The organism is Polaromonas sp. P1_G2 (assembly GCF_056405515.1).
Window position 1 is genome coordinate 1 of sequence record NZ_JBFUBY010000116.1, and the last position, 12,451, is coordinate 12,451.

Sequence of the window (12,451 nt, forward strand, 5' to 3'; positions counted from 1 at the left end):
GTGTAGCCCAGCGGCAGGCTGATCGCGGCGGCCACGATGACCAGCTGCCAGCCCCAGAAGGTAAAGGCGGCCAGCCGCGGCGCGAACAGCGGCACGCTGCTGGTGCGCTGGACCACGTAGTAGCTGCTGCCGATCAGCGCGCAGCCGCCGAAGGCGAAGATCACCGCATTGGTGTGCAGGGGCCGGAGCCGGCCGTAGCTGAGCCAGGGGATGCCGAAGTTCAGTTCAGGCCAGGCCAGCTGGGCCGCGATGAACAGGCCCACCGCCATGCCCACCACACCCCAGAGCACGGCCGCCAGCGAGAACTGGCGAACCACCGTGTCGTGATAGGCGATCCCTTGCGTCGATTCTTGGTTCATGAAGCACCTTTTGTCTTGATGCTTCAAAGTGTCGGCGCGGCGGGCGGCGCGGCACTTGATACAGGTCAATCGTCGTGAAGAATGCGCTCGGCTTCCTGCTCCAGCGCCTCAAACTGGCCGCGCCAGACCGCCCAGCCCAGCGCGCCAATGATCAGCAGCGCCAGCACCACGGACAGCGGAATCAGTAAGAACAGGATGTCCATTCAGTGTTCCGATGACGCAGGCGGCGTTATAGATCGCAGCCCACAGCAGGTTCTGGCGCACCACCGAGCGGGTGCGCCGTGCCTGTTCGACAAGCGCCGCCACGCTGAGAAGCCGATTGCCGGCCATGATGAAATCCGCCCTGGCCTGGGCCAGCGGGACGGCCTGGCCCATGGCCATGGACACGTCGGCCGCGGCCAGCACCGGCCCGTCGTTCATGCCGTCGCCCACCATCATGACCCGGTGGCCCTCGCGCTGCAGGCCGCGCACATGCGCCAGCTTGGCCTCCGGCGTGCATTCGCCGAAGCACCATTCAATACCGGCCCGGCGCGCCAGGCGGGCCACGGCCTGGGCGGTATCACCCGAAAGCAGCTGCACCCGGATGCCGAGCCCGAGCAAGGCCGTCACCGCCTGCGCGGCGTCGGGCCGTATCGCCTCGTCAAGCTCGAAGCCCGCCAGGTAATGTTCGCCGTCCGACAGGTGGGCTTGCAGCACCGGGCCCTCACGGCCCGCGGGCGCGCGGCAAAAAAAGGCGGAACCCAGGTAAAGGTATCGCGCCCCGCTGCCGTCCGGCCTCGCGACCTTGCCGCGCAAGCCCCGGCCGGCGACCTCCTCCACCTCGCTGGCCACCCAGGCTTCAGCCGGAAAGCGCGCGGCGACGGCGCGTGAAACCGGGTGCAGCGAGTGACGGGCCAGCGCGCCGGCCATGCCACACACCTCATCCCGGTTCACGCCGGCGGGCACATGGGCCATGACGACTTCCATGCGGTCTTCCGTCAGCGTGCCCGTCTTGTCGAAAATCACAGTGTCGACGGCGGCGCAGCCCTCCAGCGCCTGCAGCTTGCGCACCAGCAGGCCGCGCCGCGCCAGGGCCCCCGCGCTCGCCAGCATCGCCGCCGGGGTTGCCAGCGACAAGGCGCAGGGGCAGGTCACGATCAGCACCGAGACCGCGACGGCCATGGCATGCGCCTGGCCGAAAGGCCACCACCACGCAGCGGCTGCCGCGGCCGCCACCAGGACGGCCACCAGGAAAGGTCCCGCGATGCGGTCCACCAGTTGCACCAGGCCGGGTTTCTCGACCGAAGCCTGTTCCATCAGGGCGACGATCCCGGCGTAGCGGGTTTGCGGCCCGACCCGCTGCACGCGCACCAGCAGCACCCCCGTGAGGTTGTGGCTGCCGGCGATGACACCGTCACCCACCCGCCGCAACAAGGGCTTGGACTCGCCCGTCAGCAGCGACTGGTCGACGCGGCTTTCGCCACCCTCCACCGCCCCGTCGGCGGGAAAGGCCTGGCCCGGCAGCACGCGCACCAGGTCGCCGGCCACCAGGCGGCGCACGGCCACCGCGCGGAAGCTGCCGTCGGCCTCCTGCCGCTCCACGCTGTCCGGCAGCCGCCGCATCAGCGCCTCCAGCGCGCCGGCCGTGCGATCGCGCAGGCGCTGTTCCAGCAGCCGGCCCGACAGCAGGAAGAACACAAACATGGGCACCGAGTCATACGAGGCGTGCAGTCCCCAGGGACTGGCCGGGTCAAAGGTCGCGGCCGTGCTCGCCCCGAAGGCGATCAGCACGCCCAGCGCCACCGGCACGTCCATGCCGATGCGCAGGTTCCGCAGGTCGCGCAGCGCCGCCGAGAAGAACGGCCAGCAGGAGAACAGCAGCACCGGCAAGGTCAGCACCCAGGAGGCCCAGCCCAGCAAGGCCTGGATGTCGGGCGTGATCTCGCCGGGCGCCGACAGGTAGGCCGGCGCTGCATACATCATCACCTGCATCATGCAGAAGCCGGCCACCAGCCAGCGCCACAGCATCAGGCGCTGGGCCCGCACCCGATTGCCGGCCAGTAGCAGGTCGCCGGCCGGCAATGCGCCGTAACCGGTTTCGTGCAAGGCGGCCATCCAGGCCGAAGGACGCGTGCCCAGCGCTTGCCACTGAAGCCGCGCCGTGGCGGTGGCGCCGTTGACCTGCACCGTGTCCACACCGGGCAGCTTGCGGAGCACCTCCTCGACCGTGAGCGCGCAGGCCGCGCAGTGCATGCCCTCGATCGCCAGGCAGGACTCCCACCAGCCTTCGCGGCCCGGCACCGGCCGGCTGAAACCCTCCCATTCGGCCGGCTCGTCCAGCGCGGCCCATGCGCCGGCTTTACCGGTGCTGTCGGCGCCGGGCGCCACAAGGCCAGGGTGAAACAGGGGGGAAGCGGCTTGCATGGACCGAGCTTACGCAGGGCGCAGGCGAAACCCTTGACCTGGATCAAGCCCGCGGCGCTTGGGCGCTCCTAGACTGCGGCACATCAACACAGGAGAACCACCATGTACAAACGTATTCTTGTTGCCACCGACGGCTCCACGCTCTCCAAAAAAGCGGTCAAGGAGGCCATAGGCCTTGCGGCATCCCTGGAGGCCACCCTGGTGGTGCTCAACGTCGTCCCGCGTTATCCCATGAGCTACTTTGWAGGCGGCGCCACCATCTCGCCGCAGGAAATCGGGCGCATCGAAAAAGACTGGGCCAGCAAAGGCCAGGCCATCGCCGACGCGGCGCAGAAGTCCGCCGAGGCCGTCGGCGTCACCGCCAAGGCCGTGACCGCCAGGTCCGACCTGGTCGCCACGGCCATCATGGCCGCGGCCAAAAAGAACAAGTGCGACCTCATCGTGATGGCCTCGCACGGCCGCAAGGGCATTTCCCGCATCCTGCTCGGGAGCGAGACCCAGCAGGTGCTCACGCACAGCAATATCCCCGTACTCGTCTTGCGCTGACCCCACCCTTGACGGAGAGCACCATGAGAGTCCTTCTGGCCGTTGACGGCAGCAAGTTCACCAAAAAGGCCCTGGCCTTCCTGGTCACCCATGAAACCCTGATGGGGCCGGACGCGGAACTGATCGTGCTCAACGTGCAGCCGGCCGTTACCCCGCGCGTCAAGACCCTGCTGGGCGCCGCCACCGTGCGTGCCTGGCACCAGGAAGAGGCCGACAAAGTGCTGAAACCGATTGAACGCTTCCTCAAGCAACACGGTCTCCACTACCGGGCCTCCTGGGTCGCCGGCACGCCAGCCACACAAATCGTGCAGGCGGCCAAGCGCGAGAAAGTGCACATGCTGGTCCTGGGCACCCACGGCCATGGCCTGTTCGGCCGCGCCCTGCTCGGCAGCGTCGCCCAGCGCGTGGTGGCGGACGTCGACGTGCCGGTGCTGCTGGTCCAGTAGCCGTTCACCTCCTGAAAGCATTCCATGAACACACTGTCAACGACCCCCTCGCCGGCTTCGGTGCCGCGGGCCATCCCCACCGTGCGGCAGTCCCAAGGCAGCCTGGGCCTGGCATTGCTGGTCGCGCTGGTCATCGGCTCCATCATCGGCAGCGGCATCTTCGGCCTGCCGCAAAACATGGCGGCCGGCGCCGGCGCGGGCGCCATCCTGATCGGCTGGCTGGTCACCGGCCTGGGCATGCTGGTGCTGGCGCGCGTCTACCAGACGCTGGCCCTGCGCAAGCCCGAACTGGACAACGGCGTTTACGCCTATGCGCGCGCCCTCTCGGGTGAGTACGTCGGCTTCAACTCCGCCTGGGGTTACTGGATCAGCGCCTGGATAGGCAACGTCGGTTACCTGGTGGCCGCCTTCGGTGCGCTCGGCTATTTCTTCCCGGCTTTCGGCGAGGGCAACACCCCCGCGGCCATCGCCGGCGCGTCAGTCGTCTTGTGGGTGGTGCATGCGCTGGTGCTGCGAGGCATCAACACGGCCGCCTGGGTCAATGCCGTGGTCACGGTGGCCAAGGTCATTCCCCTGCTGCTGTTCATCGTGCTGGCCGTGGCCGCTTTCCAGGCGCCCACCTTCAGCCTGGACTTCTGGGGTGGCGCCAAGCTCGGCTCCGTGCTGGACCAGGTCAAGAGCACCATGCTGGTCACGGTGTGGGTTTTCATCGGCATCGAGGGCGCCAGCGTCTACTCGKCACGCGCCCGGCAACGCAAGGATGTCGGCAAGGCCACGGTGATCGGTTTCCTCATCTGCCTGGCCCTTCTCATGGCCGTCTCGCTGCTGTCCCTGGGCATCTTCACACAGCCTGAACTGGCCGGACTCAAGAACCCCTCCATGGCGGGCGTTCTTGAGAAAGCCGTGGGCACCTGGGGCGCCGTGCTTATTTATATAGGCCTGATCATTTCCGTCGGTGGCGGCTTCCTGGCCTGGACGCTGCTGGCCGCCGAATCCCTCTTCACGCCGGCCAACAGCGGCGTGATGCCCGAATGGCTGGGCCGCCAGAGCGGCAAGGGTGTTCCGGCCAATGCCCTGTGGCTGAGCAGCGCCATGGTGCAGGTCTTCCTCATCGTCACGCTGGTGTCCAAGGCTTCTTACCTGGCGCTGATCTCGCTGTCGACCGCGATGATCTTGCTGCCCTACCTGTTCAGTGCGCTTTACGGCCTGAAGCTGGCCGCGCGGGGTGAGCGTGGTGAGGGCAAAGGCCAGGCACCGCAAGGTGCGCGTGGGCCGCTGGACCTGCCGGTGGCCGCGCTYGCSTCGGYGTACTGCCTGTGGCTSCTGTATGCSGCMGGCGCCAAATACCTGCTGCTGAGCGCCCTGCTATACGCCCCCGGCGCGGCCCTGTACTTCTTCGCCAAAAAACAGGCCCGCAAGCAGCCCTTTACCGCGGGCGAAAAGGCCATGCTCGCAGCGCTGCTCGCGCTGGCGGCCGTGGCAGGCTGGATGCTGGCCGCCGGAAAGCTGGGCCTCTGATGGCCGGCGTCCATTCCGAGACGGGCCGGCTGCGCAAGGTGCTGGTCTGCAGGCCGGGCCTGGCGCACATGCGCCTGACGCCGGCGAATTGCCGGGACATGCTGTTCGACGACGTGATGTGGGTCGCGCAGGCCAGGAACGACCACTATGCGTTCACCAGCGCCATGACGGAGCAAGGCGTGGAAGTACTGGAACTGCACGACCTCCTCGCCGTTACGCTCGGCAACCCTTTGGCGCGAGACCGGCTGCTGGACCGCAAGCTGGCCGGCACCGACTTTGAGGCCGCCGCCATCCTGCGGCCCTGGCTGCGCGAGTTGCCGCCGGCCCGGCTGGCCGAATTCCTGATCGGCGGGCTGACACCGGCCGACCTGCCCTTCAAGCTGCCCGGCCTCACGGCCGCCTGCGCAAGCCCGTCGGACCTGCTGCTGCCCGCGCTGCCGAACACGCTGTTCACACGCGACAGCAGTTGCTGGATTGGCGACGGCGTGGCGCTGGGATCCATGTACTGGCCCGCGCGCCGGCGCGAAAGCCAGCTCATGGCGGCCATCTACCGTTTTCACCCCGCGTTCGCGGGCAAGGTCACCGAATGGTGGGGCGACCCCGGCCAGCCGCATCCGCAGGCCACGCTGGAAGGCGGTGATGTCATGCCCCTGGGCAAGGGCCTGGTGCTGGTCGGCATGGGCGAGCGGACCTCGCCGCAGGCGGTGACCCAGCTCGCGCGCAGCCTGTTTGCCCGCGGCGCCGCGACCCGGGTGCTGGCCGCCCAGTTGCCCAAGTCGCGCGGCGCCATGCACCTGGACACGGTGCTGACTTTTTGCGACCGCGACCTGGTGACGGTGTTCCCGGAAATCGTGCAGGCCGTACGCGTGTTCAGCCTCAGGCCCGGCGATGAAGCCGGCACGCTGGACGTCAGGGCCGAAACCGGGCCCTTTCTGGAAGTGCTCGCGCAGGCCCTGGGCCTGCAGAAATTGAGGGTCGTCGCCACCGGCGGCAATGCCTACGAGGCCGAACGCGAACAGTGGGACGACGGCAACAACGTGCTGGCGCTGTCGCCCGGCGTCGTCATGGCCTACAACCGCAACACCCACACCAACACCCTGCTGCGCAAGGCCGGCGTCGAAGTCATCACCATCCCCAGCGGCGAGCTGGGGCGCGGCCGCGGCGGCAGCCACTGCATGTCCTGCCCGATTGAGCGCGACGCTGCCTGAAAACCACCGAGCAAACCGAAAGACAGCAGCCCATGAGCTTTAACCTTCACAACCGCAGCCTGCTGGACCTCAAGGATTTCTCCCCGCGGGACATCCGTTTCCTGCTGGACCTGGCTGCCGAGCTCAAGCGCTCCAAATACGCCGGCAACGAACTGGCCCGCCTCAAGGGCAAAAATATCGCGCTGATTTTCGAGAAAGCCTCCACCCGCACACGCTGCGCCTTCGAAGTCGCGGTGCACGACCAGGGCGGCCACGTGACCTWCATCGACCCGGTCAGCTCACAGCTGGGGCACAAGGAATCCCTGAAGGACACGGCGCGTGTACTCGGCCGGCTGTACGACGGCATCGAGTACCGCGGTTTCCACCAGGCGGTGGTCGAAGAGATCGCGCGTTTTTCGCATGTCCCGGTCTGGAACGGRCTCACCGACGAGGCGCACCCCACCCAGGTGCTGGCCGACCTGCTGACCATGCAGGAGTTCGGCGAAAAGCCGCTGCACGAGCTGTCTTTCTGCTACCTCGGCGACGCCCGCTTCAACATGGGCTGCTCGCTGCTGGTGGGCGGCACGCAGATGGGCATGGACGTGCGCATCGCCGCGCCCGCCGCGCTGATGCCGCCGCCGGCCTTGGTCGCCGAGATGCGCGAACTGGCGAAGACGACGGGCGCACGCATCACCCTCAGCAGCGATCCGGCCGAAGCGGTCAGGGGCGCGGACTTTCTTTACACCGACGTCTGGGTGTCCATGGGCGAGCCCGACGAGACCTGGAAGCTCAGGATAGAGCAGCTGCTGCCCTTCCAGGTCACCAGCGCCCTGATGAAAGCCACCGGCAATCCGCGGACCCGGTTCATGCATTGCCTGCCGGCCTTCCACAACCTGGACACCGAGGTCGGCCGCCAGATCAACGAGCGCTACGGCCTCAGCGAGATCGAGGTGACCGATGAGGTCTTTGAATCCGACGCGTCCATTGTGTTCACGCAGGCGGAAAACCGCATGCACACCATCAAGGCCGTGCTGGTGGCCACGCTCACATGAAGCTGGTGATCGCGCTGGGCGGCAATGCCTTGCTGCGCCGGGGCCAGTCGCTCAGCGCGCAGCACCTGCTGGAAAACATCCGGGGCGTGGCGGCCCAGCTGGCGCGCGTCGCGCTGCACCATGAACTGGTGGTGACGCACGGCAACGGGCCGCAGATAGGCCTGCTGGCGCTGCAAAACTCGGCCTACGCGGCGGTGGCGCCCTACCCGCTCGACGTGCTGGGCGCGCAGACGGAGGGCATGATCGGCTACCTGCTGGAGCAGGAACTCGCCAACCACCTTCCGCCCGGCCGCCCCGTGGTCACCCTGCTCACGCGCGTGGAAGTCGATCCCGCCGACCCGGCTTTCGGGCAGCCCACCAAACCGATAGGGCCTGTCTATACGAAAGAAGAAGCCGAGCGGATTGCGCAGGCCATGCACTGGCATGTCGCACCCGACGGCACGGGTTTCAGGCGCGTCGTGGCATCGCCGCTCCCGGCAAGCGTGCTGGGCGTGGACCCGGTCCGCTGGCTGCTGCAGCATGAGGCCGTGGTGATCGCCGCGGGTGGCGGCGGCATCCCGGTGGTGCGCGCGGCCGATGGGCGTTCCCTGGAAGGCGTCGACGCCGTGATCGACAAGGACCTGAGCAGCGCCCTGCTCGCGCAGGAACTGGGGGCCGACCGCCTGGTGATTGCCACCGACGTGGACGCCGTTTACCTCGACTGGGGAACACCCTCGCAGCGCGCCCTGGGAAAAGTCACCCCAAGGGAACTGCAGGGCCACAGCTTCCCCGCGGGCTCCATGGGGCCCAAGGTGCAGGCCGCCACCGGCTTCGTCCTGAAGACCGGCAAGAAGGCGCTGATAGGCTCGCTCGCCCGGATCGAGGAGATGCTGGCGGGTAACGCCGGCACCGAGGTCGGTCCGGACGGAGGCTGATCATCAGCCTTTCACCACCAGCACCGGAACCCTGCTGTGCCGAACGATCTGCTCGGCATCGCTACCCATCAGCACGCGGTCCAGGCCGCGGCGCCCGTGCGAACCCAGCACGATCATGTCGGCGTGGACCTGCCCGGCCTGCTCGGCGACCACATCGCAGAGGCGGCCGGGGCCCGACTCCAGCAGCACGCTGTCACAGACCACGCCCTTCATGCCGGCCAGGCTGCGCATCTGTGCCAGCAGCCTTTCTCCATCGCTACGCATGCGCGGAAGTGTCTCTTGACAGTAGGCTTTGGCCGTCTCGAAGCCATTGACGTAGTCCAGCTCGTCGATCACGTAAAGCAGCCGCAGGCGCGCAACGTTCAGGCGCGCCAGCTCGATCGCGGCCTCCAGCGCCTTGACCGAGGTCTGGCTGCCATCCACCGGAACCAGCAGTTGGTGTATCGAGGCCATGGCCATCAAACCGCGCTGGGCGACAAGTCCGCCGGCCGCACCGTTTCCTCATTTTTTGCGTTGTCCCGGACCGCGCCGCCGAACGCCTCCAGGCCGGAGGCATAGCTGCCGTCGTCCACCGCGCGCGCGGTGAACGAGGTCGACAATATCGGCGGCCGGCCGAGTATCCGGTCAATCTCCGCGAAGGCGTTGGTGGCGCCCTGCCCGCCCATCACCGAGATGACCGCCACCCGCTTGAGTCCCGACGCATGGTCGCGCACAAAAGTGCGCATGGGCCCGGCCAGTTCGGCAAGCCAGATGGGCGCGATCAGCACGACCGTCTCAAAACCCCGCGGGTCCGGCCCTTCGTAACGGATGGAGGGATGGCGCCTGAGCAGCGAATCCAGTACGCAGCGCAGCTGACCCGCGGTGCCCGCGCGCGAGCGTGCTTCGCTGACCTCCCCGCGCGGCCACTGGAATTTACCGGACAGGAGATCAGCAACGCGGCGCGATGTCCCGGTGTTGGAATAACAAACGATGAGGGTTTTGCCGGACATGGTTCTGCTCCTTGTAAGGTTGCGCGCAACAAGCTGCGGTCGGGCGCTGCGCAGGCACCGGCCACCAGCGAAGGGTATGGCGGATGACGGGGTCAGCCCTTGACGTAAATCAATTGCCTGTGAAGATCGCGGCTGAAAACCGCGAGTTTCAGGCTGCCGAACCTGCGTTCTGCGCCGTGCTTCAGGCCGACTCTCGTTCGTAGATGAACGTGCATCGCGCCGCGCCGCGCGCAATCGTGTTAACCGGTACGGGACCCCGGTGGAAGCGCATGATCGGCGAATATWCGTTGAACACCGTCTCGTCAGACCGGCAGAACGCCAGTGTGATTGCCGGGTTGCCCATGTCCCTGAAGCATTCGTGGGAGCGGCAGCGCACGATGTCGAGCGTGACCAGTTTGTCCGAACGGTGGATGCCGTCGTTCTCGTTCGTGCTGATGAAGCCCTCTCGCATCTGCGCCTCGTGCGCATCATGAAAATAATCCCAGGTCCTGGCCTCACCGCCCGGCGGGAAGTAGGCTTTTCTCTGCACGGCGCAAGCCAGGTCCTGCAAAAAAGATTGTGTTGTCGACAACGCGCGTTCGGCGCCCTCCGGTTTCGCCAGTTCGTTGTAGAGGACACCGACCAACAGGAAAGTAGCTTTGACGCGCTGCAGTTGCGCGTCATCGCCCGGCCTGGAAAATTGTTTCCTGTAAGTCCCGGCAAGAGCGAAAAGTTTTGGAATGAAGGCGAAACGGCGCCACCCGAGCACTGGCCGCAAGTGCCGGTTCAGCAACCTGGGCACCGTGACAAGGAGAGTGCCCAGGCGGCGGCGGGCCTCGAGAGCCGGGTCCAGGTGAGAAGCGGCGCTCATTTTGTGGAGCTGCGCGTGTCCTCTTCCACGCGTACCGTCCTCAACCGCAACGCGTTGGCAATGACGCTCACCGACGACAGCGCCATGGCCGCAGCCGCGATGATGGGTGATAGCAGCCAGCCGAAGAACGGATAGAGAACCCCGGCAGCCAGAGGCACGCCGGCCACGTTGTAAACAAAGGACAGGAAAAGGTTCTGCCGGATGTTGCGCATGGTGGCACGCGAGAGCCGGCGCGCGCGCACAATGCCCATGAGGTCGCCCTTTAGCAGCGTCACCCCCGAGCTTTCCATGGCGACGTCCGTGCCGGTGCCCATGGCGATGCCGACTTCCGCGGCGGCCAGCGCCGGCGCATCGTTCACGCCGTCCCCCGCCATTGCCACGATGCGTCCCTCGCTGCGCAGACGCTGGACGATCTTCGCCTTGTCTTCGGGGAACACCTCCGCCACAACCTCGTCGATTCCGAGCTGCTTTCCCACCGCCAGGGCAGTTGTCTTCCCGTCGCCTGTCAGCATCACGATTCTCACGCCCGCTTCGCGCAGCGCATGGAGGGCGGCAGGCGTGGTCTGCTTGATCGGATCGGCGATAGCGACGAAGCCTGCCAGCCTGCCATCCCACGCCACGAAGATGACCGTCGCGGATCGGGTCCTCTGTTCCTCTGCCGCGGCCTGGAGCGGCGACACGTCGATGTGCTGCTCGGCAAGGAATTTGGCCGCCCCGCTCACAAGCTGGATCCCGCCAAGACGGCCGACAACGCCCTTGCCAACCGGAGAGTCGAAATCGGTCACCTCCGTAAAGGACAGCTTGCGATCCTGGGCCGCGGCCACGACGGCCATCGCGAGTGGATGTTCGCTGGCGCGTTCGACGCTCGCGAGCTTCTGAAGAATGTCGTCAGGTTCAAATCCAGCGGCCGGCTCGATGTGCACGACCTTGGGCCGGCCTTCGGTCAGGGTACCGGTCTTGTCGACCACCAGGGTGTCAACCTTCTCCATGCGCTCCAGCGCCTCGGCATCGCGGATCAGCACCCCATGCTGCGCACCGCGCCCAACCCCCACCATGATGGACATGGGCGTCGCGAGACCCAGCGCACAAGGACAGGCGATGATGAGGACCGCCACGGAGGTGATCAGGGCATAGGAAAGCGCGGGACTGGGGCCCCACAGCAGCCACACGGCGAAGGTGGCCATGGCCACCGCGATCACAGCCGGAACGAACCACCCGGCGACCTGGTCGGCCATGCGTTGAATGGGCGCGCGGCTGCGCTGTGCGGCCGCGACCATGTGCACGATCTGGGAGAGCAGCGTGTCGGCCCCCACCTTTTCCGCACGCATGACAAAGCCGCCCGTCTGGTTGATCGTTCCGGCGGTGACTTTGGAACCCGGCGCTTTGGATACGGGCATGGGTTCGCCGGTCACCATCGACTCGTCGACGGTTCCTTTGCCCTCGGTGAGTTCGCCGTCCACCGGCACCTTCTCGCCGGGACGAACCCGTAGCCGCTCACCGACCTGGATAGCGTCGATCTGAACCGTTTCATCCGATCCGTCGGCACGGACGCGGATCGCGGTCTTGGGCGCCAGGTCCAACAGGGCCTTGATGGCGCCCGACGTCTTCTCGCGGGCGCGCAGTTCAAGCACCTGGCCGAGAAGGACCAGCACAGTGATCACTGCGGCGGCTTCAAAGTAGATGGCGACCGCCCCATGATCGCCCCGCAGTTCAGCCGGAAACAGCGCGGGCGCGAGCGTGCCCACCATCGAATAGATCCAGGCCGCTCCCGTGCCGAGTGCGATCAACGTGAACATATTGAGACTTCGGTTCCGGACCGACGCCCAGGCCCGAACGAAGAAAGGCCATCCCGCCCACAGCACGGCAGGCGTGCCAAGCGCCATCTGTATCCAGTTCGAAGTCTGGGGCTGCACCCAATGGCCGATGTTGAGCAGGTGGCTGCCCATTTCCAGCGCGAAAACGGGCAAGGTGAGCACCAGGCCAATCCAGAACCTGCGGGTCATGTCCCTCAGTTCGGGACTGTCGCCCGTGTCGCTGCTTGCCACCACAGGCTCGAGTGCCATACCGCAGATAGGACAACTGCCCGGCCCCATCTGACGGATCTGCGGATGCATCGGGCAGGTGTATTCGACCTTCCCGCCGCCCTTCAGCGTGGCGTCGGGCGGCGAGGCACGTGAACCTGTTGCC

The 12,451-nt window shown here is 66.8% G+C and carries 12 protein-coding genes and 1 pseudogene; 6 read left to right on the plus strand and 7 right to left on the minus strand.

Translation table 11 applies throughout. From position 1 onward, the window contains the following. From AC1D0P_RS13475 to AC1D0P_RS13485, 3 genes and pseudogenes are all read right to left on the minus strand, one after another. The coding region (locus AC1D0P_RS13475) for a cbb3-type cytochrome c oxidase subunit I (RefSeq protein ID WP_477677203.1) at positions 1 to 359 on the minus strand (359 nt) is incomplete at its 3' end. A gap of 65 nt (positions 360 to 424) precedes the next feature. After that, positions 425 to 562, minus strand: a complete 138-nt coding sequence (ccoS, locus tag AC1D0P_RS13480; RefSeq protein ID WP_436154659.1) for a cbb3-type cytochrome oxidase assembly protein CcoS — start codon at positions 560 to 562, stop codon at positions 425 to 427. Positions 563 to 578: 16 nt separating this feature from the next. Continuing rightward, positions 579 to 2,762, minus strand: a pseudogene (locus tag AC1D0P_RS13485) (heavy metal translocating P-type ATPase); the annotation flags it as partial. A 102-nt stretch (positions 2,763 to 2,864) separates the two neighbouring features. On the opposite strand from AC1D0P_RS13485, the gene AC1D0P_RS13490 reads away from it, so the two are divergent. From AC1D0P_RS13490 to arcC, 6 genes are read left to right on the plus strand one after another with little or no spacing between them, the layout of a single operon-like run. Beyond that, entirely contained in the window at positions 2,865 to 3,308 is a 444-nt protein-coding gene (locus AC1D0P_RS13490) for a universal stress protein (RefSeq protein ID WP_477677204.1), read from the plus strand. A gap of 23 nt (positions 3,309 to 3,331) precedes the next feature. Further along, complete coding sequence (locus tag AC1D0P_RS13495) at positions 3,332 to 3,754, plus strand: universal stress protein (RefSeq protein WP_477677205.1); 423 nt, start codon at positions 3,332 to 3,334, stop codon at positions 3,752 to 3,754. A gap of 24 nt (positions 3,755 to 3,778) precedes the next feature. Then, a complete protein-coding gene (gene arcD / locus AC1D0P_RS13500; protein ID WP_477677206.1) occupies positions 3,779 to 5,272 on the plus strand; it encodes an arginine-ornithine antiporter in 1,494 nt (497 codons plus the stop codon). Beyond that, positions 5,272 to 6,480, plus strand: a complete 1,209-nt coding sequence (locus AC1D0P_RS13505) for an arginine deiminase (protein ID WP_477677207.1) — start codon at positions 5,272 to 5,274, stop codon at positions 6,478 to 6,480. Before arcD ends, AC1D0P_RS13505 begins: the two co-directional genes overlap by 1 nt. A 32-nt stretch (positions 6,481 to 6,512) precedes the next feature. Continuing rightward, positions 6,513 to 7,511 carry an ornithine carbamoyltransferase gene (gene argF / locus AC1D0P_RS13510; protein ID WP_477677208.1) on the plus strand — a complete coding sequence of 333 codons (999 nt, stop codon included), beginning with the start codon at positions 6,513 to 6,515 and terminating at the stop codon, positions 7,509 to 7,511. Then, positions 7,508 to 8,425 carry a carbamate kinase gene (gene arcC, locus AC1D0P_RS13515; protein WP_477677209.1) on the plus strand — a complete coding sequence of 306 codons (918 nt, stop codon included), beginning with the start codon at positions 7,508 to 7,510 and terminating at the stop codon, positions 8,423 to 8,425. The genes argF and arcC overlap by 4 nt, the downstream gene beginning before the upstream one ends. Positions 8,426 to 8,428: 3 nt before the next feature. On the opposite strand, the gene AC1D0P_RS13520 is transcribed toward arcC, so the two are convergent. From AC1D0P_RS13520 to AC1D0P_RS13535, 4 genes are all read right to left on the minus strand, one after another. Continuing rightward, positions 8,429 to 8,878, minus strand: coding sequence for a universal stress protein (locus tag AC1D0P_RS13520; RefSeq protein ID WP_477677210.1), 450 nt, complete (start codon positions 8,876 to 8,878; stop codon positions 8,429 to 8,431). A 5-nt stretch (positions 8,879 to 8,883) separates the two neighbouring features. Beyond that, positions 8,884 to 9,414, minus strand: coding sequence for a flavodoxin family protein (locus tag AC1D0P_RS13525; protein ID WP_477677211.1), 531 nt, complete (start codon positions 9,412 to 9,414; stop codon positions 8,884 to 8,886). Positions 9,415 to 9,595: 181 nt separating this feature from the next. After that, entirely contained in the window at positions 9,596 to 10,264 is a 669-nt protein-coding gene (locus AC1D0P_RS13530) for an L-2-amino-thiazoline-4-carboxylic acid hydrolase (protein WP_477677212.1), read from the minus strand. Next, a complete protein-coding gene (locus AC1D0P_RS13535; RefSeq protein WP_477677213.1) occupies positions 10,261 to 12,414 on the minus strand; it encodes a copper-transporting P-type ATPase in 2,154 nt (717 codons plus the stop codon). The genes AC1D0P_RS13530 and AC1D0P_RS13535 overlap by 4 nt, the downstream gene beginning before the upstream one ends. Positions 12,415 to 12,451 lie beyond the last annotated feature (37 nt).

Excerpts from the sequence above, each read along its gene's own strand:
- AC1D0P_RS13495 (WP_477677205.1), top strand. The coding sequence starts at position 3,332 with ATGAGAGTCCTTCTGGCCGTTGACGGCAGCAAGTTCACCAAAAAGGCC.
- AC1D0P_RS13520 (WP_477677210.1), bottom strand. The coding sequence starts at position 8,878 with ATGGCCTCGATACACCAACTGCTGGTTCCGGTGGATGGCAGCCAGACC.
- AC1D0P_RS13525 (WP_477677211.1), bottom strand. The coding sequence starts at position 9,414 with ATGTCCGGCAAAACCCTCATCGTTTGTTATTCCAACACCGGGACATCG.
- ccoS (WP_436154659.1), bottom strand. The coding sequence starts at position 562 with ATGGACATCCTGTTCTTACTGATTCCGCTGTCCGTGGTGCTGGCGCTG.
- arcC (WP_477677209.1), top strand. The coding sequence starts at position 7,508 with ATGAAGCTGGTGATCGCGCTGGGCGGCAATGCCTTGCTGCGCCGGGGC.
- AC1D0P_RS13505 (WP_477677207.1), top strand. The coding sequence starts at position 5,272 with ATGGCCGGCGTCCATTCCGAGACGGGCCGGCTGCGCAAGGTGCTGGTC.